20 protein-coding genes are annotated in these 26,707 nt (G+C 65.1%); 6 read left to right on the forward strand and 14 right to left on the reverse strand.

The window, feature by feature from the left end; all coding sequences use genetic code 11:
• Positions 1–455: 455 nt before the first annotated feature.
• Complete coding sequence (gloA, locus tag L0U83_RS11790; protein ID WP_233882889.1) at positions 456–839, reverse strand: lactoylglutathione lyase; 384 nt, start codon at positions 837–839, stop codon at positions 456–458.
• A 154-nt stretch (positions 840–993) separates the two neighbouring features.
• On the opposite strand from gloA, the gene panE reads away from it, so the two are divergent.
• Entirely contained in the window at positions 994–1,962 is a 969-nt protein-coding gene (panE, locus tag L0U83_RS11795; RefSeq protein WP_233882890.1) for a 2-dehydropantoate 2-reductase, read from the forward strand.
• Positions 1,963–1,993: 31 nt separating this feature from the next.
• Here the strand turns inward: panE and rsmA are convergent, their stop codons facing one another.
• The 4 genes from rsmA to L0U83_RS11815 all read right to left on the reverse strand — a co-directional run bounded on the left by rsmA (position 1,994) and on the right by L0U83_RS11815 (position 7,738).
• Entirely contained in the window at positions 1,994–2,821 is an 828-nt protein-coding gene (gene rsmA, locus L0U83_RS11800) for a 16S rRNA (adenine(1518)-N(6)/adenine(1519)-N(6))-dimethyltransferase RsmA (protein ID WP_233882891.1), read from the reverse strand.
• A 15-nt stretch (positions 2,822–2,836) separates the two neighbouring features.
• Entirely contained in the window at positions 2,837–3,859 is a 1,023-nt protein-coding gene (pdxA, locus tag L0U83_RS11805) for a 4-hydroxythreonine-4-phosphate dehydrogenase PdxA (RefSeq protein WP_233882892.1), read from the reverse strand.
• A gap of 24 nt (positions 3,860–3,883) precedes the next feature.
• Positions 3,884–5,242, reverse strand: a complete 1,359-nt coding sequence (locus tag L0U83_RS11810; protein WP_267939235.1) for a peptidylprolyl isomerase — start codon at positions 5,240–5,242, stop codon at positions 3,884–3,886.
• 111 nt (positions 5,243–5,353) lie between these two features.
• Entirely contained in the window at positions 5,354–7,738 is a 2,385-nt protein-coding gene (locus L0U83_RS11815; protein ID WP_233882894.1) for an LPS-assembly protein LptD, read from the reverse strand.
• Between L0U83_RS11815 and L0U83_RS11820 the strand changes: the two genes are divergently transcribed.
• The 3 genes from L0U83_RS11820 (at position 7,668) to murU (ending at position 9,831) form a co-directional block, all read left to right on the forward strand.
• Entirely contained in the window at positions 7,668–7,967 is a 300-nt protein-coding gene (locus L0U83_RS11820; RefSeq protein ID WP_233883949.1) for a hypothetical protein, read from the forward strand. The genes L0U83_RS11815 and L0U83_RS11820 overlap by 71 nt on opposite strands.
• 17 nt (positions 7,968–7,984) lie before the next feature.
• On the forward strand, positions 7,985–9,058 hold the full coding sequence (locus tag L0U83_RS11825; RefSeq protein WP_373321029.1) for an aminoglycoside phosphotransferase family protein: 1,074 nt from the start codon (positions 7,985–7,987) through the stop codon (positions 9,056–9,058).
• Positions 9,059–9,120: 62 nt separating this feature from the next.
• Positions 9,121–9,831 carry an N-acetylmuramate alpha-1-phosphate uridylyltransferase MurU gene (murU, locus tag L0U83_RS11830; protein WP_233883886.1) on the forward strand — a complete coding sequence of 237 codons (711 nt, stop codon included), beginning with the start codon at positions 9,121–9,123 and terminating at the stop codon, positions 9,829–9,831.
• 30 nt (positions 9,832–9,861) lie between these two features.
• Here murU and L0U83_RS11835 read toward each other — a convergent pair whose 3' ends face one another.
• Positions 9,862–11,772 carry an ABCB family ABC transporter ATP-binding protein/permease gene (locus L0U83_RS11835; protein ID WP_233882895.1) on the reverse strand — a complete coding sequence of 637 codons (1,911 nt, stop codon included), beginning with the start codon at positions 11,770–11,772 and terminating at the stop codon, positions 9,862–9,864.
• 298 nt (positions 11,773–12,070) lie between these two features.
• On the opposite strand from L0U83_RS11835, the gene L0U83_RS11840 reads away from it, so the two are divergent.
• Positions 12,071–12,466 (forward strand): acyl-CoA thioesterase, encoded by a 396-nt coding sequence (locus L0U83_RS11840; protein WP_233883887.1) that lies wholly within the window; start codon positions 12,071–12,073, stop codon positions 12,464–12,466.
• 69 nt (positions 12,467–12,535) lie between these two features.
• On the opposite strand, the gene L0U83_RS11845 is transcribed toward L0U83_RS11840, so the two are convergent.
• Positions 12,536–16,126: an EAL domain-containing protein gene (locus tag L0U83_RS11845; RefSeq protein WP_233882896.1), complete on the reverse strand. Its 3,591-nt coding sequence runs from the start codon at positions 16,124–16,126 to the stop codon at positions 12,536–12,538.
• Between the two features lie 248 nt (positions 16,127–16,374).
• Positions 16,375–16,857, reverse strand: coding sequence for a nitrate reductase associated protein (locus tag L0U83_RS11850; RefSeq protein ID WP_233882897.1), 483 nt, complete (start codon positions 16,855–16,857; stop codon positions 16,375–16,377).
• Between the two features lie 174 nt (positions 16,858–17,031).
• Here L0U83_RS11850 and fdhD point away from each other — a divergent pair, with 174 nt between their 5' ends.
• Complete coding sequence (fdhD, locus tag L0U83_RS11855; protein ID WP_233883889.1) at positions 17,032–17,889, forward strand: formate dehydrogenase accessory sulfurtransferase FdhD; 858 nt, start codon at positions 17,032–17,034, stop codon at positions 17,887–17,889.
• 25 nt (positions 17,890–17,914) lie between these two features.
• Here the strand turns inward: fdhD and L0U83_RS11860 are convergent, their stop codons facing one another.
• The 6 genes from L0U83_RS11860 to clsB form a co-directional block, all read right to left on the reverse strand.
• A complete protein-coding gene (locus L0U83_RS11860) occupies positions 17,915–18,685 on the reverse strand; it encodes an enoyl-CoA hydratase (protein ID WP_233882898.1) in 771 nt (256 codons plus the stop codon).
• A 132-nt stretch (positions 18,686–18,817) separates the two neighbouring features.
• Positions 18,818–20,017 carry an acetyl-CoA C-acyltransferase gene (locus L0U83_RS11865; protein ID WP_201695240.1) on the reverse strand — a complete coding sequence of 400 codons (1,200 nt, stop codon included), beginning with the start codon at positions 20,015–20,017 and terminating at the stop codon, positions 18,818–18,820.
• A gap of 34 nt (positions 20,018–20,051) precedes the next feature.
• Positions 20,052–22,493: a 3-hydroxyacyl-CoA dehydrogenase/enoyl-CoA hydratase family protein gene (locus tag L0U83_RS11870; RefSeq protein ID WP_233882899.1), complete on the reverse strand. Its 2,442-nt coding sequence runs from the start codon at positions 22,491–22,493 to the stop codon at positions 20,052–20,054.
• Between the two features lie 127 nt (positions 22,494–22,620).
• The gene (locus tag L0U83_RS11875; protein WP_233882900.1) at positions 22,621–24,408 is read right to left on the reverse strand and encodes an acyl-CoA dehydrogenase C-terminal domain-containing protein; all 1,788 of its coding nucleotides are present in this window, start codon (positions 24,406–24,408) and stop codon (positions 22,621–22,623) included.
• A 69-nt stretch (positions 24,409–24,477) separates the two neighbouring features.
• The gene (locus L0U83_RS11880) at positions 24,478–25,077 is read right to left on the reverse strand and encodes a TetR/AcrR family transcriptional regulator (protein WP_233882901.1); all 600 of its coding nucleotides are present in this window, start codon (positions 25,075–25,077) and stop codon (positions 24,478–24,480) included.
• 237 nt (positions 25,078–25,314) lie between these two features.
• The gene (gene clsB, locus L0U83_RS11885) at positions 25,315–26,703 is read right to left on the reverse strand and encodes a cardiolipin synthase ClsB (RefSeq protein WP_233882902.1); all 1,389 of its coding nucleotides are present in this window, start codon (positions 26,701–26,703) and stop codon (positions 25,315–25,317) included.
• Between the last annotated feature and the right edge of the window lie 4 nt (positions 26,704–26,707).

Consider the following 26,707-nt stretch of genomic DNA (forward strand, 5'->3'; position numbering starts at 1 on the left):
CACGGAGATCAAGGCGCCGAATCGCTTTATGGCAAATTGCGAAGGGTGCAAGTCTCTGCCGCCAGCTCTCTTCCGTACATAGGAAGAATCCGAATTGGAGGCTAAATGGACTGCTATAGGCTCGCTCTACTAATCCGAAAATTGTCCGCCAATCGTCGCGTCAACTCGAGTTAGATCGTAGTCCGATATCTAAAAATATGCAGCGCGAATTATTTGAATCGAAATGCTTCGGCCCTTGTAGCGGCAAAAATCAGGCGTCGAAATTATCCGCACACGCAAGCGGCAAATGGCCGCTCATATCTCCTGAATGAGATAGAACCACACAGAACATTTATCACTTTTACAATCGCCCAATATTTTTCTTTTAATTTAGGGCGATTTGTCAATTCAATTTAAAGCTCAACGAGCTTTAAGCGGCGACGTCAGAGCATTCCGACGTCGCCCTACCAACTACCTTACTTTTTCTGAATAAACTCGATCTTGTACCCGTCCGGATCCGTCACGAACGCGATCACCGTGGTCCCATGCTTCATCGGACCAGCCTCGCGCACCACCGTCCCGCCCTGCTCCTTGATCTTCGCGCAGGCAGCGTAGGCATCCTCCACCTCAACGGCCAGATGGCCGAAGCCAGTCCCCAGATCGTAGGAAGCCGTATCCCAGTTATGCGTAAGCTCGATCACGGTGCCGTCGCGCTCGTCCGTGTACCCGACGAAGGCCAGCGTGAACTTGCCATCGGGGTAGTCTTCGCGGCGCAGCAGTTTCATGCCGAGCAGTTCGGTATAGAACTTGATCGAGCGATCGAGGTCGCCGACCCGGATCATCGTGTGCAGCAGGCGCATTGTGTACTCCGTTTTGCCGTCGTCAAAAACCGGACTGTACCAAAAACGCGCCAGCCCTGCCGGCGCCGGCAAGATGCGTCGATTTGCTCTAGCATGAACGCCATCCCGAAATTGCCCCGGCAATTTCGCCAAACGTAAGCAACGAGGAGTAGACATGCGAATTCTGGTAGTCGGTGCGGGCGCGACGGGCGGCTATTTCGGCGGCCGGCTCGCCGCTGCGGGGCGTGACGTGACGTTTCTGGTACGCGAGGCGCGCGCCGCGCAACTGCGCGAAGCGGGCCTCGTCATCCGCAGTCCGTCGGGCGATCTCACGCTGCGCGACGTCAAGACGGTCACGCGCGAAGCACTCGAGTCACAAGGCGCCCAACCGTTCGATCTCGTGCTGCTGAGCTGCAAGGCGTATGACCTCGACAACGCCATCGATTCGTTCGCCGCGGCCGTCGGCCCGAACACGCTGATCCTGCCGCTGCTCAACGGTATGCGCCATCTCGAAGTCCTGCAGGCGCGCTTCGGCACGCAGGCGGTGCTCGGCGGCGTGTGCCTGATCGCATCCACGCTCAACGAGAAACGCGAGATCGTGCATTTGAACGACGTGCAGGCCATCACGTTCGGCGAACTCGGCGGCGGCGTCTCGACGCGCGTGCAAGCCGTGGCGGATCAATTCGGCAATGCCGGTTTCCACGTGAAGGCGAGCGATCACATCCTTCAGGAGATGTGGGAGAAATGGGTGTTTCTCGCGGCGCTCGCGGGCAGCACGTGTCTTTTCCGTGCGCCGGTTGGCGTGATTCTCTCCACGCCCGACGGCGCCATGATGATCGAACGTCTCTTCGCCGAATGCCGCGCGATCGCAGCCGGACACGGCCACGCCGTGCGCGACAGCTTCGTCGAGCGTTCGCGCGCGATGCTGTTCGCGAAGGGTTCGTCGCTCACCGCCTCGATGTTGCGCGACGTTCAGAACGGTTCGCGTATCGAGGCCGATCACGTGCTCGGCGACCTGATCCAGCGCGGCGGCGCGGCGCAGCACGGATCGGGCGAGCTTTCGGTGCTGCGCGTCGTCTATAGCCAGCTCAAGGCCTACGAGGCGCAGCGCAGCGGCCTGAGAAATTGCCTGAACAACGGCTAACGCACTGGCAACGCGGCGCATCGCGCGCAGATCAAGCGCCGCCTGCCCCTTCCAGCGCCTGCGCGAGACTCACATATTCTTCAACGGGCACTTCCTCGGCGCGGCGCGCGAGATCGAAGCCGAGCGCGTCGAAGTCGAGGCGCTCACGGTAATCGCTGAGCGTATTGCGCAGCATCTTGCGGCGCTGCGAGAAGGCGGCCGTCACGAGTTCGCCGAGCAACGCATCGTTCACCTTCGGCAGTTCGTGCGGCGCGTAGGGAATCATGCGCACGATCGCGGAATCCACCTTGGGCGGCGGCTGGAACGATTCGGGCGGCACGTCGATCAGCTTGTCGATCACGTAGCGGTACTGAAGCATCACCGTGAGACGGCCGAACGCCTTGCTGCCGGGCTCCGCCACCATGCGCTCGACCACTTCGTTCTGCAGCATGAAGTGCTGGTCGATCACGCGCTCGGCGAACGTGGTCAGGTGGAACAGCAACGGGCTCGAAATGTTGTACGGCAGGTTGCCGACAATGCGCAGCGAGGGCTTCTCGCCCGGCGCCGCGAGCGAGCCGAAGTCGAACGCGAGCGCGTCGCCCGCGTGCAGTTCGAGCAGCGGGCCGAACTTCTTCGTGAGGCGCGCGATCAGGTCGCGGTCCAGTTCGACCGCGTGCAGCGGCGATTCGGGCGTCGCGAGGCGCTCGATGAGCGGCTCGGTGAGCGCGCCCAGGCCCGGCCCGATCTCGACCATGCGCTCGCCACGCTGCGGGCGAATGACGTCGACGATCGAGTCGATCACGCCCGTGTCGACGAGGAAGTTCTGGCCGAAGCGCTTGCGCGCGAAGTGGCCCTGGTGCTGTCTGCTGCTGTTGGACATCTTCTCTGGAATCAATCAGATGGCGCGCCGGTGGCGCGCCATCGAAACGGCGGTGTCGAGGGCGGCGATCAGGCTGCCGGCGTCCGCGCGGCCGGTGCCGGCCAGGTCGAGCGCGGTGCCATGATCGACCGAGGTGCGCACGATCGGCAAGCCGAGCGTGACGTTGATGCCTTCGCCGAACGTCGCGTATTTCAGGACCGGCAGGCCCTGGTCGTGGAACATCGCCAGCACGCAGTCTGCGTCCTTGAGGTAGCGCGGCTGGAACAGCGTGTCGGCGGGGTAAGGGCCGCGCGCGTCGATACCTTGCGCGGCGGCGGCGGCCAGCGCCGGCGAGATCGTGTCGATTTCCTCGCGCCCCAGGTAGCCATTCTCGCCCGCATGCGGGTTGAGGCCGGTCACGAGAATCCGCGGCAGCGGCACGCCGAAATGATGACGCAGGTCATGGTCGATGATGCCAAGCGTTTCAACGAGCCCCTCGACCGTGAGCGCCGCCGAAACGTCCTTGAGCGGCAAATGCGTCGTGGCGAGCGCCACGCGCAACGGGCGCGCGCCGGTGCCCGCCAGCATCATGACCACGCGCGACGTATGCGTGCGTTCGGCGAGATATTCGGTGTGGCCGGTGAACGGCACGCCGGCGTCGTTGATCGTGCTCTTTTGCAGCGGTGCGGTGACGATCGCGTCGAATTCGCCCGCCAGTGCGCCGTCGATAGCGCGGTCGAGCAGTGCGAGGACATAACGGCCGTTGGCGGTGTCGAGCTTGCCAGGCTTGGCTGAAGTCGCGAGCGCGACATGCTCGACCTGCACAGGCTGGTTGGCCAGCAAGGCGGCCCAGTCAACGCTCGCGGCCTTCGCGCGCGCTTCGAGCAGCTTACTGTCGCCGAGCACGACGAACTGTGCGTCGGGCCAGTGGGCCGAGGCGCCCGCCAGCGCGGCGGCGGTCAGCTCGGGGCCGACGCCGGCCGGCTCACCCGTGGTAATGGCGATGCGGATCGGCCCCGCCCTCCGCGGAGCCGGCGACGACGATGCGGAGGCGTTCATGGCTCGATCCCTGGGTGACTGCGCTTAGTTGTGCGGCGGCGTCATGCCCGCGATCTTGTAATCGACGTAGGCACTGTCGCGCAGCTGCCGCAGCCAGTCGGCGTAAGCCTGCTCCGCCTTGCGCTGGCCGATGGCCTGGCGCGCAAGTTCCATTTGCTGCGCGATCGAGCCTTCGGCGTCGCGGCGGCCGATCACCTGGATCAGGTGGTAGCCGTACTCGGTGCGTACCGGCTCGCTCAACTGGCCGTCCTGCAGCGTGTTCATGGCACGTTCGAATTCAGGCACGGTTTCGCCCGGGCTGATCCAGCCGAGGTCGCCGCCCTGCGAAGCCGAGCCGTCCTGCGAGTAGGTGCGCGCGAACTTGGCGAAGTCGCCGCCCGCCGCGATTTCCTGGCGGATTTCGAGCAGCTTCTGGCGCGCCTGGGGTTCGGACATGCCGTCGCCCACACGCAGCAGGATGTGGCGCACGTGCGTTTGCACGAGCTTGGGCGCGTCGGCGGCCGTGCCCTGGCCCTGGCGGCGCTCGACGAGGCGTACGATCTCGAAGCCGTCGTTGGTGCGGATCACCGTGGGGTTCACCTCGCCCGGACGCAACGTGGAAGCGGCGGTCACGAACTCGGGCGGCAGCTTCGACTGCGGCAGGAAGCCCATGTCGCCACCCTTGCTTGCGTCGCTCGCCTGCGAGTTCGACTTCGCGATGCTCTCGAACTTGCTACCCGACTGGGCTTCCTTGAGCAGCGCATTCGCCTTCGCCTGTGCGGCTTCGATGTCGGTTTCCGAGGCGTTCAGCGGCGCCTTGATGAAGATGTGCTGGAAGTGCAGATCGCTCGACTGGCCTGCGTTCGGTCCGCGCTGGCTCGCGATGTAGTTCGCGACTTCGGCGTCGGACACCGTGACCTTGCTGTCCACTTCCTTCTCACGCAGCTTCGAGAGCGTGAGTTCGGTGCGCGCGTCGCGCATGAACGTGGTCCAAGGCACGCCGGCCGCCTCGATGCGTGCGCGATAGGTGGCGAGATCCATGCCGTTGGCCTGGGCGAGGCGCTCGAGCGTGCGCTGCACGGCGGCGTCGTCGACGGCGATGCCGTCTTCCTTGGCCTTCTGGAGCTGGATGCGCTCGAGGACCATCTGGTTGAGCACCTGCGCGCGCAACTGGTCCTGCGGCGGAACCGGCGCGTTTTGCTGCTGCAGCCGGTGAGCAATCATTTCGGCGCGGCTGTCGAGCTCGCGCTGCGTGATCACGCCGTCATTGACGACTGCGGCGATCGTGTCGACCGTCTGGCCGTTGCCAGCCGCGAGACCTTGAGCTTGCGCCGGCGCGGCCGGCAACACGCCTGCGACGGCGAAGAGACTCGCAGCGTACGCTGCCAGGCGAAGCTTTTTCATGATTCCCACAGATACTCCAATGTTGGCGGGCACGCTTCGCCCGTCTCTATGCAACCGACACCGCGTTGCCCCGAGGCGCCTTGCGCTATGCAATGCGCGCCGGATCACGCGTTATTGATAATCAGTGAAGCGCGAATCCGGCGGCGCCTGACCCGGCAGCTGCGTGTACCCCGGCACTGCGGTCCTGAACGCCGCCACCAACCCGTTGTCGACGTTCGACAGTCCCTTGAGCGTGAGCTGCGCGAGAAACCGCGTTGACGAATTCGGCGTGCCCGACGTATTGAGCCCGTTCGCGTAGCGCTGCAGGCCGACCCCGAGCACCCAGCAATCGGCGTCGTACTGCATGCCGACCAGGCCGTCGACGATCCGATGGCCGTTCAGATCGTAGTTGAAGCGGCCTACGGCGTACACCCGGTGCGAGAACGGCCATTGAGCCGAGATCAGAATCTGGTTGATCGGCTGGAAATCCAGCGTGGTGTTCGCGCGCGTGTAGCGGTAGGCCACGTTCAGCACGCGGCTCGTTCCCGGGCTGTACCCGAAACCGATGCTCGCCTTCGTGAGCTGGTTGCTGTCGGCATTATATTGGAACGCCGTTTCCGAAGCGAAACCGGCCCCGATTTTCAGGGCGGCGCCCGCAATCAGGTCCGAATGCGTCGCCTGACTCGTGCTTTCGCCGGAGTTGAGCGTGACGCGCTGATCCTGGAAGTAGTACTGCTGCGCGATCACGAAGCGCGCGCGCTCGTCGCCCGAAGCCGGGTCGATGAAACGCGTGGTGAGCGCGGCCGTAATGCGGTTCGCGTCGGCAATACGGTCGTTACCAACGAAGGTGTTCGGCGTGAAGATTTCCGCGAGGCCGAAGTCCGACTCGGCGGTATCGAAAAGGGGCGCGAACTGCTGGTTGCGGTACGGCGTGTACACGTAGTACAGGCGTGGTTCGAGCGTCTGGATGTAATCCTGGCCGAACAGGTGCACCGAGCGGTCGAACACGAGGCCCGTGTCGAAGCTGAAGGTCGGGATCGATTCGGTGAAGCTCTTCGGCGTGCCCGCGGGCGAACCGAAGGTCGTGCCCGGCGGCCCGATGTTGCTCAGGTTGTACGACGCGAAGTGCCACTGAACCTTCGGCGTGACGAAGTAACCCGGCCCCATCAACGAATACGACAGGTACGGATTGAAGACGACGCGGTCGCCTTCGGTCGCATTGTCTTCCGTGATGCGGAAGCGCGAATAGTCGGCTTCCATGCCGTAGTCGAAGCCGCCGACGTTGTACTTCGCGTACTTCACGTTCAACTGCGGCTCGCGGCCATACGGCGGCGTCGACGACTCAACCACCTGCCAGTGCTGGTAGCGGCCGAGCACGGACCAAGGCCCGTTGTTGTACGTGAGGCCGGCTTCCTGCTGGTACAGCGTCTGCGTGCCGTTCAGGAACTGGTTGGCCGGAGACGACAGGTCCGACGGATAGGTGTTGTCCGAGACCTTGTTGTAGTAGACGTAGCCGCCGAACCCGTTGCCGAAGTTCTGGTTGTGCTGGATGAACAGCGCGTAGCGGTTTGTCTTCGTGATCGCGTCGTCCGGCAGGAACGTCCCTGTGATCGATCCCGAGTAATTCGTCGAGAGATACCGGTAGTTGCCCTGCAGGAACACGCCACGCTTCGAGATGATCTCAGGCGTGAACGTGAAGTCGCGGTTCGGCGCGATGTTGAAGTAATACGGCAGCGAGATTTCGTAGCCGTTCGTCGAACTGACGGAGAACGTCGGCGGCAACAGGCCGCTGCGGCGGTCGCCCGAAAGCGGGAACGACAGCCACGGGCTCGCGAAAATCGGCACGTTCTGGAAGAACAGCACGGCGTTGTGCGCGACGCCTTCGTCGCTGCCGGTGTCGAAATCGAACTCGCTGCCCTTGATGTACCAGGCCGGATTGGTCGAGCAGTGGCACGCCGTGTAGGTGCCGGTCGTGAGCACCGAACGCTCGCTGTCCAGCAGGTCGGCGCGCGCGGCGCTGCCCGAGCCGCCCGTGAGCGTGAAGTGGTACTTCGGCGCGGGCATGAAGCCCTCGTTCGCCTCGACCTTCAAATGCGCCTCGGGCCCCGTGAACGTCGTGCCGCTCTGCACGACCACGACATTGCCGTAGGCGTTGGCCATGTCGGTGTCCTGGTCGTAGTGCAGGGCGTCGCCCTTCACCCGGTTCGTCCCTTGGCGCAGTTCTGCTGCGCCTTTCACCGCGAGGTCGGTGTCCACCGTGCCGGTCGTCGAATCGCCAAGCACGAAGGTTGCCGGGTGCTGGCCCGACGCGTTGGGGTGATCCTCGAGTTGCGGCGCGAGCCGCAGGCTCCACGGGCCGTCCAGCTGCTGGGGCTGCGCGGCCGCGCCCGAGAGCTGGGCGTGCGCGAGCGCGGGCACCAGACCCGGTACGGCCAGGAGTGCCGCGATGAGCCGCCGCTTGCCCGGCACGCCGTCGTCACTATGGGAGATCGTCTGGAAAAACTGTCTGGGCGGCATGTATGGTTTTGGCGAATCGGCCCGGCCGCCTGCCCTCTCCATGATGGTGGCCCGCCTGAGCACCCGCCTCCCGATGAACCGGATCGAGGCCGGGCTGCAAACAATTAATTACAATTCATCGAACCCTGGAGCGACGATGAATGCGGCGAGCGAACCGTCATGCGGGCTTTGGCGCGAGTCGCGTCAAAAAAGTCGTGGGGTATTATATGGCAAGACGTTGATCCACTGATTTTGCCTCTGGCTTTCATGACCTTTTCCGCCGCGCATTCCCCCGCCGCATCCCCGGCCGCATCCCCGGGCGACAATCGCCGCGACCTGCTCGCCGCCTGGCTCGGCAGCCACGCCGAGCCGTACGCCCTCGACCTCGCAACGCTCGCGCCCGCCTCGGCCGACGCGAGCTTTCGGCGCTATTTCCGCCTCGCGAGCGCGGGCGCGCACGGCGCGACGCTGATCGCCGTCGACGCGCCGCCGCCCGAGAAAAGCCGCGAATTCGCCCAGATCGCGCAAATGCTCGAGGCCGCCGGCGTACACGTGCCGCGCGTGCTCGAAGCCGATTTCGACGCGGGCTTCATGCTCGTGACCGATCTCGGCACCGCGCCCTACCTGAAAACGCTGCAGGAAGCCGGCCCCGGCGCACGCTCGCGTGAACTGATGCGCGACGCCATCGACGCGTTGATCCGCTGGCAGTTGAGCTCGCAGCCAGGCGTGCTGCCGGACTTCGACGAAGCCTTCATGCGCCGCGAGATGGAGCTGATGCCCGAGTGGTATCTGGAGCGCCATCTGGGCCGTAAGGTGGACGAAGCCACGCGCGGCGTACTCGATCGCACCTTCGCGCTGCTCGTGGCGAGCGCCCGCGCGCAGCCGCAAAGCTACATGCTGCGCGACTTCATGCCCCGCAACCTGATGATCGCGACGCCCAACCCCGGCGTGCTCGACTTCCAGGACGCGGTGTATGGCCCGATCACCTACGACGTCGTCTCGCTGCTGCGCGACGCGTTTCTGAGCTGGGACGAAGAGTTCGAGCTCGACTGCTTCGCGCATTACTGGGAGCGAGCAAAGAAGGCGGGACTGCCTGTCGACGCCGACTTCGGCGAGTTCTACCGCCAGCTCGAGTGGATGGGTCTGCAGCGCCACATCAAGGTGCTGGGCCTTTTCTGCCGCATCAATTATCGCGACAGCAAACCGCATTACATGGCCGACCTGCCGCGCTTTCTCGGCTACGCGAGCAAGGTCGCGCACCGCTACCGTCCGCTCGCCCCGTTCGCACGGCTCATCGACGATCTGCAGGGCAGCGCCGTCGAAGTCGCTTACACCTTCTGAAGCGGGCCGTCATGACCCAATCGAATCACACGCCGGCCACGGCGAGCCACGGCCGCACCGCCATGATCTTCGCCGCCGGACGCGGCGAGCGCATGCGCCCGCTCACCGACACCTGCCCGAAGCCGCTGCTCGCCGTGGGCGGCAAACCGCTTGTCATGTGGCAAATCGAGCGGCTCGCCGCGGCGGGCTACACGCGCATCGTCATTAACCACGCCTGGCTCGGCGCGCAGATCGAATCCGCGCTCGGCGACGGCGCGCGCTTTGGCGTGACGCTCCACTATTCGGCCGAGCACGACGCGCTCGAAACGGCGGGCGGCATTGCGCAGGCGCTGCCGCTCCTCGAGTCGAACGGCGCGCCCGAGGTGTTCCTCGCGGTGAGCGGCGACGTCTACAGCGCCTACGACTTCGCGCGCCTGAACATGCACGCGCAAGCGCTCGCGGCGCAAGCGCAGCCGGGCATGCATCTCGTGATGGTGCCGAACCCGCCGTTCCACCCGAAGGGCGACTTCGCGCTGAGCGATGACGGCCGGCTCGCCCTCGAAGGCGCGCCGCGCTACACGTTCGGCAATATCGGCCTCTATGACACGCGCATGTTCCGCGATCTCGCGCCCGGCACGAAGCGCGCGCTCACACCGTACTATCGCGAGTCCATCGCGCAAGGACGCGTGAGCGGCGAGCTTTACGAAGGCGTTTGGGAAAACGTCGGCACGCCCGCACAGCTCGATGCGCTCGACGCCGCGCTGCGAAATTCGACTCACGCGCACCACGGCTGAAAGCCCGCAAACGCCTGCGCGCGGAGCGTTTCAGTTTCCGCCCGCCGCAGGCAATTCCACTTGCCCCGGTTCTGACTGGGGCGCATCGGCCGCCTTCTGCTGCTGAAGCGCCCACATCTGCGCATAGTGTCCGCCTGCGCGCAGCAACTCCGCATGCGTGCCGCGCTCGACGATGCGCCCATGATCCATCACGATGATCTGCTGCGCGTGCACGACGGTCGAGAGCCGGTGCGCGATCACGAGCGTCGTGCGCTCGCGCGCGATCTGGTCGAGTTCGTGCTGGATGGCCCGCTCCGAGCGCGAATCGAGCGCTGACGTCGCCTCGTCGAACAGCAGAATCGGCGGATTCTTGAGCAGTGTGCGCGCGATCGCCACGCGCTGTTTCTCGCCGCCCGAAAGCTTGAGGCCGCGCTCGCCCACGGGCGTGTCATAGCCCTTGGGCAGACTTTCGATGAACGCGTGAATATGCGCCGCGCGCGCCGCCGCGATCACTTCCTCGCGGCTCGCCGTCGGGCGGCCGTAGGCGATGTTGTAGTAGATCGAGTCGTTGAACAGCACCGTGTCCTGCGGCACGATGCCGATCGAAGCACGCAGCGAATCCTGCGTGACGTCGCGGATATCCTGGCCGTCGATGGTGATCGCGCCACTGTCGTTGCCAGGATCGGCACGGTCGAGATCGTAGAACCGGAACAGGAGCCGCGCGAGCGTGGACTTGCCCGAGCCGCTGTGCCCGACCACGGCCGTGGTCGTGCCCGCCGCAATCGTGAAGCTCAGATCGCGCAGAATCTGACGCGACGGCTCATACGCGAAATTCACATGCGAAAAGCGCACCTCGCCGCCACGCACCGCAAGCGCCTGCGCGCCGGGCACGTCGGCCACTTCGCGCTCGACGGTGAGCAGCGTGAACATGCGGTCCATGTCGGTGAGACTTTGCTTGAGCTCGCGGTACACCACGCCGAGAAAATTCAGCGGAATGTAGAGCTGCAGCATGAACGTGTTGATGAGCACGAGGTCGCCGAGCGTGAGCCGCCCTGCCATCACGCCCTGTGTGGCGCGCCAGAGGATGAACACGAGCCCGGTGCCGATGATCGCCTGCTGCCCGAAGTTCAGCGCGGAAAGTGAGTGCTGCGACCGGATCGCGGCCTGCCGGTAGCGGTGCAGGTTTTCGTCGTAGCGCTTCGTCTCCCACTCTTCGTTGCCGAAGTACTTCACGGTCTCGTAGTTGATGAGCGAATCGATCGCACGCGCGTTGGCGCGCGAATCGAGTTCATTCATCGTGCGGCGAAAATGCGTGCGCCACTCGGTCACCTTCACCGTGAACACGATGTACGCAACGAGCGCGATGAGCGTGACGATCGCGTAATACGCCTCGTACTTCACCACGAAGAAGCCGAGCACGAGGCCCACTTCGACGAGCGTCGGCAGGATGCTGTAGAGCGAGTAGGAAATGAGTTGCGTGATGCCGCGCGTGCCGCGCTCGATGTCGCGCGACATGCCGCCTGTTTGCCGCTCGAGATGAAAGCGCAGCGAGAGCGCATGCAGATGGCGGAACACCTTGAGCGCGAGCTGGCGCACGGCGCTCTCGGTCACTTTCGAAAACAGGATTTCGCGCAGCTCGGTGAAGAGCGATGTCGAGAGGCGCACCACCGCGTAAGCCACCACCAGCAGCCCAATGCCGCCCGCGAGCACGATGCCCGGGGCGTGCTCCGCGCGACCGAGCGCGGTGAGATGGCGCACGGGAGCCAGGCCATCGACGATGTGCTTCATCACGATCGGCACGCCCAGGTTGGCCACCTTGGCGCCGATCAGGCAGGTGAGCGCGAACCCCACGCGCCATCGGTACGCGGTGAGGTACGGCAGCAGCGAGAGAATCGTCTGCCAGTCGTTGCGCGGCCCGGTGGCGGGCAGCGCGGGTTCGTTGGAAGCGGGAAAGCGGCGCATGGGGCGAGCAGCGAGAACGTGCGAATTGCCGTGCGGAATGCGGCGCGCGAAAGCCGGTTCAGGAACCGGAGGCTGGCGCGGCGCAGGCGGCACGGCGAGTCATGTGGGGTTATCGGCGACGGGTTTGGCGAAGGTGGAAGGCTCTAATCGAGCCGAGCGCCGCGCCTTATGCTTTCCCGTACAATTCCTGATCAACGTATTGTCGCAGAAGGCGGCGCGCGCCGCTGAGCGCGCCACGCCGGCCCCAAGTCCGCTCCTTGGCGCCGTCCGCCGTTCGATCCCTTTTCATGGAAGCCCGATGACCGACTCCTTCCCGCTCCCCCAAAAATCGCCTGCGCTGCGCGTCGTGCCGCAACCCTCGGACGCCAACGTTCACGGCGACGTCTTCGGCGGCTGGATCATGGCGCAGGTCGACATTGCCGGTTCGATTCCGGCGAGCCGCCGCGCCAACGGACGCGTCGCGACCGTCGCAGTGAACTCGTTCGTGTTCAAGCAACCGGTGTTCGTCGGCGATCTGCTGAGTTTCTACGCCGAGATCGTCAAGACCGGTAACACCTCGGTGACCGTCGAGGTCGAGGTGTACGCGCAGCGTATGCGCCTTCAGGAGGAGGTCGTGAAGGTGACGGAAGCCACGCTCACCTATGTCGCGACCGGCACGGACCGTCGCCCGCGGCAGCTACCGCCGATCGAATAACACAAAAGCGAACGCAACGACGAACGCAACCGCGATCGAATCAGCCCACGCCCGGCCGTTGGGCCGGGCTCAAACCGTCCACGCAAGCCCTGGCGTTTCCTCGTACGTTGCGCTCGCGCGCAAAAGCGCCGCGGCCTCGTCGCCCGGTAGCGGCGGCGCAAAGAAGTAACCCTGCAGCTCGTCGCACGCGCGATCGCGCAAGAAGGCGAATTGCGCCGACGTCTCCACCCCTTCCGCAATCACCTGCAACTGCAACTCGTGCGCAAGCGCGATGATGGCCGCCGTGATCGTTTCGTCGTCGCTGCTCGTGCCGATGTCGGCCACGAACGAGCGGTCGATCTTGAGCCGGTCCACAGGCAAACGCTTCAGGTAGCTGAGGCTCGAATAGCCCGTGCCGAAGTCGTCGATGGCAATGCCGATGCCCAGCGCGTGCAGCTCGTTCAGCATCGACACGGCTTCTTCGGCATTGCGCATGAGCGTGCTCTCGGTCAACTCGATTTCGAGCCAGCAGGCTTCCAGCCCGGTTTCCTGCAACACGTCCTTCACGAGCTGCGCAATGTCGCGCTGGTGGAACGTCTTCGCCGAGAAGTTCACGGAAACGCGCACAGGCGGCAGCCCCGCGAGTTGCCACTCACGATTTTGCCGGCACGCCTCACGCAGCACCCAGTCGGAAAGCGGGCCGATCAGGCCGCTTTCTTCAGCCACGGGAATGAACTGCGAAGGCGACACGAGCCCAGCTTCCGGGTCGCGCCAGCGCACGAGCGCCTCCATGCCGACGATGCGGCCGCCCTCGATCTCGACCTGCGGCTGGTAGTGCAGCAGGAACTCGCTGTCGCGCAGCGCGCGGCGCAAGCGCCGTTCGAGATTCAGGCGCGCGCCCACATTCGCGTTCATTTCCGGCTGGAAGAACTGGAACGTGTTACGGCCCATGTCCTTCGCGCGGTACATCGCGACGTCGGCCTTCTTCATCAGCGTTTCGGCGTCGTTACCGTCCTGCGGGAAGACGCTCGCTCCCATGCTGCAGCCCACGTACAGCTCGGTGCCGTCGATCCACACCGGCTCCGAGATCAGCGCGCGCGCCCGCTCCATCCAGCCGATCAGCGCCTTCTCGTCGATGGTGTCGGTGAGCACGATCACGAACTCGTCGCCGCCGTGGCGCGCAACCGTGTCGGTCGTGCGCGTGCAACGTTGAAGCCGCTCGGCCACCACGCCCAGCAGACGGTCGCCCACGCTATGGCCGAGACTATCGTTGACGTTCTTGAAACCGTCGAGGTCGATGAACACCACGGCCACGCCCGTGTCGTGCCGCTGCGCCGCGAGCAGCGCATGCTGAAGCCGGTCGCGCAGCAGGTTGCGGTTGGGCAGCAGCGTGAGGCTGTCGTAGTTCGCCTGGTATTCGAGCTGCTCCTGATAGCGGATCAGCTCGGTCACGTCGTTGATGATGCCGATGTGATGCGTGATGCGGCCATCGAGGTCGGGCACCGGCGCGATCAGCAGCTGGTTCCAGAAGAGCACGCCGTCCTTGCGGTAGTTGCGCAGCACGGCGCTCACTTCGCGATTGGAAAGCAGCGCCTTGCGCACCGCGACGAGGCCCTCCTGATCGCGATCGTCGCGTTGCAGGAGGCGGCAGTCCTGGCCGATCACCTCGGCCGGATCGAAGCCCGTGATGCGGCGAAACGCAGGATTCGCGTACTCGATCAGATTGCTGCCGCCCGGACCCGGCGCGGTGATGAGAATGGCGTTGACGCACGCGTCGAGCGCGCGGCTTTGCAGGCGCAGCGCGAGGTCGGCGCGCTTGCTCTCGGTGGTGTCCGAGTACGAGCCGAGCACGCCGATCACGCCGCCGTCGCCGTCGAGCAGCGGCAGCTTGCTCGTGAGCGTCGTGCGGTGCAGGCCGTCGATCGTGAGGTTGTCCTCGTAGTTGATGCGCGGCAGGCCCGACTCGATCACCTCGCGATCCTGTTCGCGCATGCCGTCGGCGTAGGCGCGCCACGGCAAGTCGTCGTCTGACTTGCCGATGATCTGCTCCGGGTACGAAAGGCCCGCGTCCCGCGCAAAGGTCATGTTGCAGCCGAGATAGCGCGATTGCGCGTCCTTCCAGAAGATGCGCTGCGGGATGTTGTCGATCACCGACTCGAGCATCTGGTTCGAGCGCTGCGCCTCCGCTTCGGCCTTGATCTGCTCGGTGACGTCGTCGGCGAGCACGAACACGGCGTCGCGGCCGAGGAAGGTGAGCGAGTGATGCGAGATGTCGGCGTTGATGATCGAGCCGTCGCGGCGGCGATGGCGCCAGATGCCGGCCATCATGCGCACGTTCTGCGTCAGCATGTCCGAGCGCGTGAGGTGTTGCTCGAGCCGCGAGATGTCCTCTGCGGGACGGATGTCGCGGATCGTCATCGCGAGGAACTCTTCCTCGCTGTAGCCGTATTGCTGGATTGCGGCGGTATTCACTGCGAGAAAGCGCATCGTCTCGCGGTCGAACACGTACATCGGCACCGGATGCGCGTCGAACAGACCCTGAAAGCGCTCGCTGCGCAGGCGCATGCCGCTCACGGCGCGCAGCTTTTCGCGGGCGGCGCTTTCGCGCGCGCCAAAGGTGTAGATGAGCAGCGTTGCGCCCGCGAGCATCGTCACGATCAGCAGCCACAGGGCGCGGCCGCCGGAGCGCGCCGAGTCGGCGAGCGCGGCCGCGAGCGCCAGATCCTGCGCGCGTTGCAGCGCCGCGAGCCGCCCGTCGAGTTGGTCCACGAGGTTGTCGATGCGGATGTATTCGCCGGCGAGCCACGCGGCAGTGGCGGGCGAAGGCGCTTCGCCGCCGGTTGCGGGCACAGCGGTGGGCACTGCGGCGGGCGAAGGCGTTGCCGCGTCAGGCAGCGCGGCGCTCGCCGTGATCGGATTCTGGGCGCTGGTTGCCGCGCTGCTGCTTACCACACTGTTCGTGCCGGGCGGCGCCACCGTGAGCGTATCCAGCGTCACGGCGCTCGCCGTCACATCTGCCGCGGCGTGCAGCGGCAAGATCGTGCCGGTCACGACATGGCCGGCCTTGCGCGCGTCTGCGGCGCTCCCGGTTTGAACCGCCTTCGCGGCGGCGGCGTTGCGGGCGAGCGCCTCGCGCGATCCCCATGGCGCTGCGGGCGAACGTGCGGCATTCGCGGGCACGGCCGTGCCGAATTCCTGGCTGGCCGCACCGTCCGCCGGCACAGCCTGCGCTGGCGCGGTCCCGTTTGCCGGCGCCACGGCAGCCTGCCCGCGCTCGTCGGCGACGCGCTGCTCTGCGCGCGCGAGCGTCACGTCGATCTCGCTCGCAATTGTGGCGGCCTCCTCCGCCAGCGCATCGAAACGGGCTGCGAGGTCGGCATTGCCAGCCAGTTCCGCGCGCAGTGCGCGGCCGGTTTCGTCGAGCATGGCGGCGCGCGCCTCGTGCGCGGCAGCCGACTCCGGCTGTCCGTGCAACGCGAAACGGCCCAGCGCGCTGACGCCGCTGCCAAGCGCGTCGCGATAGCGGTCGAGGTCGTGACGGATCGTCGAAGCCTGGCTGGCGCGCAGGTCGATCTGGCGCTGACCGTCGATCTGCGTCCACGCGACAAAAGCGTTCGCGCCGACGGCCGCCGTAACGACGGCCATATTGATGAGTTGGCGCTTCGAAAAAAGAAGGTTCATGAATGCCGAGCGTCGTTCGCGCCCGCGCCGTGAGCGCGGGATGATGGGTCACGACTGCGCGCGACCGGTCGGCGCCTGACGCGCCAACCCGAAATAACGGCACGGCCAGCCTTGTCTTGAGGGTAAATGGGGAGAAAGGCGCGGAAAAAGACACGCGGCGGCGCAGCCGCGGTTAGCAAGTATGGGTCGGCTATGAGTCGGCTATGACTCTGGAGCGACCCGGATCGGCGGGAATCAGCGGCTAAAAATCACCGCGGCACCGCCAGCCCGAACTCGCGCATCGCCGGCGCGAAGTCGTGATTACCCTCGGGTTTGCGCGCGAGCTTCGCAAGCACATAACGCTGGAACGGGTCGAGCTGCGCCCACTCCTCGAGGCCGGGCGCCTGCAGGTTGGCAAGCTCGGACTGAAGCGCAATGCCGCCCGGCACCGCGTTCACGTCGCGCCAGGGCGGCGCTTCTTCGGGCGCGAACCATTCGGGCTCGACGTTGGCGTGCGTGCGCATCATCTCGAAGAGCGCGTGGTCGAAATTGGGCTCGATCAGCGTGTCTTCATCCACGGGGAAACACGCCAGCAGCCGGCGATCCTCATAGGGCAGCAATTGCCATTGCGCGAGCGATATGCGCAGACCAAAGCGATCCAGGTTGAAGCGCACGCACATCGGGATATAGGTGAGGTTTTCGGACGAGTCGACCTCGAACCCGAAAAGCAGCGGAGCTTCGTTCAATGCCATGGCGGTATCCTCGCGAGGCGGGCAAAGGCGCAGACAAGCGCGGGCGGCCCGCTTGAGGTATTTTAGAACCTTCCGCGCGCGGCGCGGCTCCGCCGTCCCCCCGGCGGCGCTGCGGTGCCGTGCCGCACAAGGACTGATGGAGTTTTACGCTTGACGACCCCAACCCGCCCGCCAATGAGCCCCGCAACCCGCACGCAGATCGCGGCGACGAATCCCCTGGAAAACGAAGGCCAACCCGGTGCCATCGAGTTGCGCGTGCACCGGCACCGCGGCGGCACGGTAGAAACGCGTGAGGACCACGTGGGCCAGGAATGGCCCGTCGCGCTCGTCTTCAACGGCATTTCGCACGCGGTCATGATGTGCACGCCGCGCGACCTTGACGCGTTCGCCGTGGGATTCGCGATCTCCGAAGGCATTGTCGGGCGCAATGCCGACATTCAGGACATCGAGGTGTACTGGCACGACGAAGCGGATCTTCCACACGCAGAAGTGCACTTGACCGTGGTGCAGCAGGCGTTCGTCGAACTCAAGGAAAAGCGCCGCGCGCTCGCCGGGCGCAGCGGCTGCGGCGTGTGCGGCATCGAGAGCATCGACTTGCTCGATCTGGAGCCCGAACAGGTCCCCGACACCGGCTTCATCGCGCGCATGGCACCGGACGCCATCGCGCGCGCCGCACGCGAACTGCCGCATCAACAGGCGCTCACGAAGCTCACGGGCGGGCTGCACGCGGCCGCGTGGTGTGACGAAAACGGCGCGATCCTGCGCGCCTTCGAAGACGTGGGCCGCCACAACGCGCTCGACAAACTCATCGGCCAGCTCGTGATGGAGCGCGCCGACACGCAGCAGGGCTTCGTCTTCCTCTCAAGCCGCGCGAGCTACGAACTGGTGCGCAAGGCCGCGCGCGTGGGCATTCCGATGGTCGCGACGATCTCTGCGCCCTCCTCGCTTGCCATCGCCATCGCCAGGCGCGCCGGACTGCGGCTCGTGAGTTTTTGCCGCGAGTCCGGCTATGTCGATTACGAAACGGCCTGAGTCACCCTGAGTTCGCGCTCGCGGCCTAGTCGAACTGCCGGAAATCCGGCCTGCGCTTTTCGAGGAAGGCCGTGAACGCTTCACGCGCTTCGGGCGCGAGCAGCATCTTGCCGAAGTGCACGAACTCTTCGCTCATGCGTGTCTTGACCTCGTGGTCGCTCGCACGCTTCATGAGCGACTTCGTCACGCGCAGCGACGACGCGGGCAGCGCCACGAGCTTCGCCAGTTGCCCGGCGACGAACGCGTCGAGCTCGGCGACGGGCAGCACACGGTTCACGAACCCCATGCGATGCGCTTCCGCCGCGTCGAAGGTTTCGCCGAGCAGCAGCTTTTCCGCCGCGCCCTGATAGCCCGCAATGCGTGGCAGCAAGAGCGACGAAGCCGCCTCGGGACATAGCCCCAATTGCGAGAACGGCACGGCGAAGCGCGCGTTGTCGGCGGCGTAGACGATGTCGCAATGCAGCAGCAACGTCGTGCCGACACCGATCGCCGCCCCTTTCACCGCTGCGACGAGCGGCTTCTCGAATGTCGAGATGGCGTCGAGAAAGCGGATCACGGGGGAGTCGGCGCCTGCGGGCGGGCTCTTCAGGAAGTCTTCGATGTCGTTGCCGGCCGTGAAGATCTCGGCGTGGCCGGCCAGCAGCACCGCGCGTACCGAGGCATCCTCATTCGCGCCGGTGAGCGCGTCAGTCATCGCCTGATACATCGCGGGCGTGAGCGCATTCTTGCGCGCGGGCCGGTCGATGGTGATCGTGAGCACGCCGTTTTCGCGTGCTACCAGGATTTCGTTGCTCATACGAATGTCTCCTCTGTCGACCGGAGTTGGCGCTTGAGCGCCTTACCCCGGTCCCACCTGGGTCTGATACGAAAAACGGTCCGCAGACCGTGAAGTCTGCGAACCGTGTCGATGATGCCTGGGCGCTAGTGCTTACAGCCGTTCGATGATGCCTGCCGCACCCATGCCGGTGCCGACGCACATCGTCACCATGCCGTACTTGTAGTTGCGGCGGCGCAGGCCGTGCACGACCGTCGATGCGCGAATCGCGCCCGTCGCGCCAAGCGGGTGGCCCAGCGCAATCGCGCCGCCGAGCGGATTGATTTTCGAAGGATCGAGGCCCAGATCCTGGATCACCGCCAGCGACTGCGCGGCAAACGCTTCGTTCAGCTCGATCCAGTCGAGATCGTCCTGCTTGAGACCGGCGGCCTTCAGCGCCGCCGGAATCGCTTCCTTCGGACCGATGCCCATGATCTCCGGCGGCACGCCGCGCACCGCGAAGCTCACGAAGCGCGCGAGCGGCGTGAGGTTGAACTGCTTTAGGATCTTTTCGGAGACGACGATCAGCGCGCCCGCGCCATCCGAAGTCTGCGAGCTATTGCCGGCCGTGACCGAGCCCTTGTTCGCAAACACCGCGCGCAGCTTCGCGAGACCTTCGAGCGTCGTATCGGCACGCGGGCCTTCGTCCAGCTCGATCAGGCGTTCCTTCACCTTGACTTCGCCCGAAGCGAGATCCGGGAAGCGCTCGACGAGTGTGTACGGCGCGATCTCGTCCTTGAACTCGCCCGCCTGTTGCGCTGCGAGCGCGCGGCGATGCGATTCCACCGAGAACGCGTCCTGCGCCTCGCGGCTCACCTTCCAGCGCTCCGCCACTTTCTCTGCGGTCAGGCCCATGCCGTAAGCAATGCCAACGTCTTCATTGCGATCGAAGATGTGCGGCGAAAGCGACGGCTTGTTGCCCATCATCGGCACCATGCTCATCGACTCGCAGCCGCCCGCGATCATCGCGTCGGATTCGCCCACGCGGATACGGTCAGCGGCCATGGCAAGCGCCGTGAGACCCGACGCGCAGAAGCGGTTGACGGTCACGCCGCCCACGCTCTGCGGCAGGCCCGCGAGCAGCGCGCCGATACGCGCCACGTTCAGGCCTTGCTCGGCTTCCGGAATCGCGCAGCCGACGATCGCGTCTTCGATCACGCTCGTGTCGAGGCCAGGCACCTGCGCGACGGCCGACTTGATCGCGTGCACGAGCAGCTCGTCCGGGCGGGTGTTCTTGAACACGCCGCGCGGCGCCTTGCCGATGGGGGTGCGGCTCGCGGCGACGATGTAGGCGTCCTGCAACTGTTTGCTCATCTCTTACTCCAGTATCTGGTGTGCGTCGTGCCGCTTAGTTGCGCACCGGCTTGCCGGTTTGCAGCATGCCCATGATGCGTTCCTGCGTCTTCTGCGTGCCGAGCAGATCGACGAAAGCACGGCGCTCGAGCTTGAGCAGCCATTCTTCGTCGACGAGGCTGCCCGCCTCGACGTCGCCGCCGCACACCGCTTCCGCGATGCGGCTCGCGATCAGGAAGTCGTGATCGCTGATGAAGCGGCCATCGCGCATGTTCACGAGCGACGCCTTGATGGTCGAGATCGCCGAACGGCCCGCCACCGGAATCTGCGTGGCGCGCAGCGGCGCGCGGTAGCCCGCCGCGCTCAGTGCGCGCGCTTCCTTTTTCGCCGTGTCGAGCAGTTCGAACACGTTGAAGACGATGGTGTCCGACGGCTTCAGATAGCCCATTGCGCGCGCTTCGTGCGCCGAGGCCGAGACCTTCGCCATCGCGGCGTTTTCGAACGACTTCTGCAGGAAACGGAGCAGATCGCTCGGCGCCGCGCCTATCGCCTGCGCGCCTTCGGCCGCACGAATCGCCGCTTCCTTCAGGCCACCGCCGGCGGGCACGAGGCCCACGCCCACTTCCACGAGGCCGACATAGCTCTCGATGTGCGCCACACGCTTCGCGCTTTGCAGCATGATTTCGCAGCCGCCGCCGAGCGCGATGCCCGACACCGCCGTGATGACCGGCACGTTCGCGTACTTCACGCGCAGCATCGTGTCCTGGAACTTCTTCACGAACGGCTCGATACCCTTCGCGCCGCCCATCATGAACGCGGGCATCGCCTCTTCGAGGTTCGCGCCAGCCGAGAACGGGCCGCCCGGCGCGCCGAGCTTGAGCGATGTCGGTTGCCAGATCACGAGACCCTTGTAACCGTCTTCGGCGATGTCGATGGCCTTCACGAGCGAGTCGAGCAGGCCCGGGCCCATCGTGTTCATCTTGCTCTTGTACGAGACGATGACGACGTCGTCCTCGCCCGCGCGGTCGTCCACCCAGGCGCGCAGGTTTTCGTTCTCGAACAGCGTCTTGCCGTAGATCTTCGGATCGCGTGCGTTCGTTTCACCGAACAGCGCCGCACGGAACACCTGACGCTCGTAGACCGGCAGATTCGAGCGCGGCACGAAGCGCGCTTCGGCGGGCGACCACGAGCCGTCCGCGCCATGCACGCCGCCGTTCGCTGCGACCGCACCTTCGAACACCCAGGCGGGCAGCGGCGCATTCGACAGCGCCTTGCCTGCGTCGATGTCTTCCTTCACCCACTCGGCCACCTGCTTCCAGCCCGCGGCCTGCCAGCCTTCGAACGGGCCTTCGTTCCAGCCGAAGCCCCAGCGGATCGCGAGATCGACGTCACGCGCGTTGTCCGCGATCGACTGCAGATGCACGCCGATGTAGTGGAACACGTCGCGGAAAATCGACCACAGGAACTGCGCCTGCGGGTGCTGCGTTTCGCGCAGCAGCTTCAGGCGCTCGGCGGGCGGACGCTTGAGGATGCGGCCAACCAGTTCGTCGGCCTTGCCGCCGCCGTCGACATACTCGCCCGTGTTCGCGTCGAGCACCTTGATCGCTTTGCCTTCCTTGCGATAGAAGCCGCCGCCCGTCTTCTGGCCGAGCGCGCCCTTCGCGACGAGACCCGCGAGCACGGCGGGCGTTTCGTAGACCGGGAAGAACGGATCGTCCTTCAGGTTGTCCTGCATCGTCTTGATGACATGCGCCATCGTGTCGAGACCCACGACGTCAGCAGTCCGGAACGTCGCCGACTTCGCGCGGCCAAGGCGCGAGCCCGTGAGGTCATCGACTTCGTCGAAACGCAGTCCGAACTTCTTCGCCTCGGCGATCACCGCGAGGATCGAGAACACGCCTACGCGGTTCGCGATGAAGTTCGGCGTGTCCTTCGCGCGCACGACGCCCTTGCCCACCACGCTCGTCAGGAACGATTCGAGCTGGTCGAGGATTTCGGCCTTCGTTTGCGTCGTCGGGATCAGCTCGACGAGGTGCATGTAGCGCGGCGGGTTGAAGAAGTGCACGCCGCAGAAGCGCGCCTTCAACGCATCGTCGAAGCCATGCGAGAGTTCGGTGATGGAAAGGCCCGAGGTGTTGGTCGCGAAGATCGCGTTCGGGCCGATATGCGGCGCGACCTTCTTGTAGAGGTCGTGCTTCCAGTCCATGCGCTCGGCGATCGCCTCGATCACCACGTCGCATTCCGCGAGTTTGGCGATGTCGTCTTCGTAGTTCGCGGGCGTGATGTATTGCGCGTCGTCCTTCACGCCGAACGGCGCGGGCGAGAGCTTCTTGAGCGTCTCGATTGCCTTGAGCGCGATGGCGTTTTTCGGGCCTTCCTTCGCGGGCAGATCGAACAGCAGCACGGGGACGCGGGCGTTGATCAGGTGCGCGGCGATCTGCGCGCCCATCACGCCGGCGCCGAGCACGGCCACCTTGCGAATATTCAGGTTGCTCACGTTGTTCCTCCAGCGGGTATGCAATGTCGAGCGGATTGAGGTGTGAGGACGGCGTGCCTCAACGCTCGCCGCCTCTGGACATCGTGTTGACCGGGCGCGCCCTTGAAACGCGCGCGCCCGTTGGCTTTTAGAACAGCGCTTCGTCGACTTCCATCAGCGTCTTCGAACCCGCGCGCGCCTGGCGGATCGAGGTCGCCGTTTCGGGCAGCAACTTCGCGAAGTAGAAGCGCGCCGTGGCCAGCTTCGACTTGTAAAACGGATCGCCCGAGCTTTCCTTGTCGAGCGCGATGCGCGCCATGCGCGCCCAGAAGTACGCGAACACGAGGTGGCCCGCCGTGCGCAGATACGGCACCGCGGCCGCGCCCACTTCGTCGGGATTCTGCATCGCCTTCATGCCGATTTCCATCGTGAGCTTTTGCATCTTGTCGCCGATGTCGGCGAGCGGATTCACGAACTCCTGCATTTCCGGCTTGATGCCTTCGGCTTCGACGAAATCCGTCACGAGCTTGCCGAACTTCTTGAGCTTCGCGCCCATGTCGCCCAGCACCTTGCGGCCCAGCAGGTCGAGCGACTGGATCGTGTTCGTGCCTTCGTAGATCTGGTTGATACGCGCGTCGCGCACGTACTGCTCCATGCCCCACTCCGAGATGAAACCATGACCGCCGTACACCTGCATGCCGAGGTTGGTGCTCTCGAATGCGTTGTCGGTGAGGAAGGCCTTGATGATCGGCGTGAGCAGCGCGACGAGGTCGGCCGCTTCCTTGCGCTCGGCTTCGTCGCCGTGCGAAAGCTCCTTGTCGATCTGGAGCGCGGACCAGTAGGTGAAGGCGCGCGCGCCTTCGGCCCAGGCCTTTTGCGTAAGCAGCATGCGGCGCACGTCCGGATGCACGATGATCGGGTCCGCGGCCTTTTCAGGCGCCTTCGGGCCGGTCAGCGCACGCATCTGCAGGCGTTCTTTCGCGTACGTGAGCGAGTTCTGGTAAGCAACTTCGGTAAGACCAAGACCTTGCATGCCGACGCCCAGACGCGCGGCGTTCATCATCACGAACATGGCGTTCAAGCCCTTGTTCGGTTCGCCAACGAGCCAACCCTTGGCGCTGTCGAGATTCATGACGCAGGTCGCGTTGCCGTGAATGCCCATCTTGTGCTCGATCGAGCCGCACTTGATGCCATTGCGCTCACCGACTTCGCCCGCTGCCGTGGGGATGAACTTCGGCACGACGAAAAGCGAGATGCCCTTGGTTCCCGGCGGCGCATCCGGCAGGCGCGCGAGCACGAGGTGGATGATGTTCTCGGCCATGTCGTGCTCACCGCTCGAGATGAAGATCTTCGTGCCGGTGATTGCGTACGAGCCGTCGCCGTTCGGCTCGGCCTTCGTGCGCAGGATGCCGAGGTCGGTGCCGCAGTGCGGCTCGGTCAGGCACATCGTGCCGGTCCACACGCCTTCGACGAGCTTCGGCAGGTAAGCCTTCTGGAGTTCGGGCGTGCCGTGTGCATGCAGACACTCGTAGGCGCCATGCGAGAGACCCGGGTACATGGTCCACGCCTGGTTCGCCGAGTTCAGCATTTCGTAGAGCGCGTTGTTCACGAACGCGGGCAGGCCCTGGCCGCCGTATTCGGGATCGCAGCCGAGCGCCGGCCAGCCGGCTTCGACGTATTGTTTGTATGCTTCCTTGAAGCCCGTCGGCGTGGTGACCACGCCGTCGCCGGCGTAGGTGCAGCCTTCACGGTCGCCGACCTGGTTCAGCGGAAACAGCACCTCGGAGCAGAATTTGCCGGCTTCTTCGAGCACCTGGTTGATGGTGTCGGCGTCGAGGTCGGCGTGCTTCGGCATCTGCTTCACTTCGCCTTCCACGTTCAGCAGTTCGTGCAGCACGAACTGCATGTCGCGCAGCGGCGCGGTGTACTGTCCCATGTCTTCTCTCCAAAATTTGAGCTTCGGGTCCCGCTTGCGCCGCCGCGACTTCGATGTTGCGGCGAGGCGCTACTGGGTCTCGCTCTGATACGAAACAATCAGCTTCTCGAACGCGGCCCACGTGTGCTCGACCGCATCCGGCAGATGCAGGAAGCGGCCGTCGTGATGCAGGCCGAGCGTCACGCTATACAGTTCGAAGAGCATCAGCGCGGGATCGGTCTCCTTGCGCAAATGGCCTTCTTCAATTGCCTGCGAAATGGCCCTCAGGAGCGCCGCGCGCCACATCGACACGCTCGCCACCAGTTGCTCGCGCACCTGGCTGTCCGCGCGGTCGTCGTACTCGACGGCGCCGCTGATGTAGATGCAGCCGGTCGTGACTTCGTGAATGCGCTTCTCGAACCATCGCGAGAGCATCGCACGCAGACGCGGCAAACCGCGTGGCTCGCGCAAACTCGGAAAGAAGACTTCTTCCTCGAATCGACGGTGGTACTCGCGCACCACCTCGACCTGCAGGTCTTCCCGGGATCCGAAGTGAGCGAAGACGCCACTCTTGCTCATCTGCATGCGCTCGGCGAGCAGGCCGATGGTCAGTCCTTCCAGTCCATCGCGACCTGCCAGGTCGAGTGCTGCATCCAGAATGGCGGCTCGTGTCTGTTCGCCTTTTCGCATAGCTTTCTTTACCGTAACGATGTGGCCGCGATGTAGCTGTCAACTGCTTGCATCTGGGCCTGAATTAAATCGAACGGCCGTACTATTGTTGAGGACAGCCGCCCGCGAAACAAGGACTTTATTAGAAACCGATTTCTAACCGGTACTCTAATTTTGGGGGTTCGTGCGCCGTGCACAAGCCGACATTCTCTCGATTGCACGCGCGCTGATTCGTATGGCAGGCGTGGCTTTTTCGTTCTAGTCGTAGCCGCCCACGGTGATGAGCTTCATGAGCGCGCGATAGAACGCCCACGCGAGCCAGTTCACGGCGCGCACGTGCCACGGCCGCGCCTCGTAGCGCGCGCGGTCGATCTGAGCGGCATCGCCGAACGCCGTGAGAATCTCGCCGCGCAACTGTTCGATCTGCGGATGCTGCACGAGCAGCACGTTGGCCTCGTTGTTGAGCACGAGGCTGAGCGCATCGAGGTTCGAGGAACCCACCGTGCCCCAGCTCGAATCGACGACGGCCACCTTGCCGTGAAGCATCGTTTTCTCGTACTCGGCAATCTGCACGCCCGCGCTCAGAAGCTGGTGATAGAGGAATGGCACTCCGTAGTCGAGCACCTTGAATTCCTTTCGTCCGACCAAAAGCCTGACGGCCACGCCGCGTTCCGCTGCGCTCACGAGCGCGCGCCGCAACCGCCGGCCCGGCATGAAATACGGATTGGCGAGCAGCACTTCCTTGCGCGCCTCGCCGATGGCGTCGAGATAAGCCTTTTCGATGGCGCGCCGGTTGACCACGTTGTCGCGCGCGACGAACGCCACACAGGGCACCTGCGCCGCGCGCGGATCGCGCACGCTCGCGCGCAGACGCTCGCGCAAACGCGTGAAAAAGCGCTTCGCGCGCGACGAGCGCACGGTGGGCGCGAGCGCGCGCAGCGCGTCGTCGACGATCTGCGTGGGGCGCCCCACCGTGTGGCCGGTCGGATGCGGCGACATGAAGCCCGCGCTCGCGGGCACACCGGGCGAAAGCGGCTGCGGCAGCGGCGGCCGGTAGCCGAGCCGGATACGCCGCCATTGCTGCTCGATCGCGAGGCGCACGTCTACGACCACGGGCCCGTGCAGTTCGACGGCGAAATCCCAGCGCGAATGCGGCAACCTGTGGCCGTCCTGCTCGAAATCGTCGATCACGTTGATGCCGCCGCAATAGGCGAACTGGTCGTCGATCACGGCGAGCTTGCGGTGCGTGCGCGAAAAACCGAAGCGCCCGAAGATATGCGGGTTGTAGACCCGATGCTCGACGCCAGCGCCGGGCCAGTTTTCGAAGAGCGCGATACGTGGCGAGCCGATGCCGTCGGTGATGACGCGCACGCGCACCCCGCGCGCCGCCGCGCGCATGAGCGCATCGGATAGCGTGCGGCCGATGTCGTCGTCACAGAAGATGTAGGTTTCGAGCGCGACGTCGCGCGTGGCGGCGTCGATGCGATCGATCATCGCGGCGAAGAGATCCGCGCCGGAGCCGAACAGGCGCACGTCATTGCCGCTCGTGAACCGATAGCGCGAACGATAGCGCCGGCCAAGCAGCGCCTCGCGCAGCCTCACCACGCGTTGCGATTCGATGCCAGGATCGGTACTGGTCTCGCTCATGTTC

Origin of the sequence: Paraburkholderia flagellata (assembly GCF_021390645.1) — a bacterium.
Lineage (GTDB): Bacteria > Pseudomonadota > Gammaproteobacteria > Burkholderiales > Burkholderiaceae > Paraburkholderia > Paraburkholderia flagellata.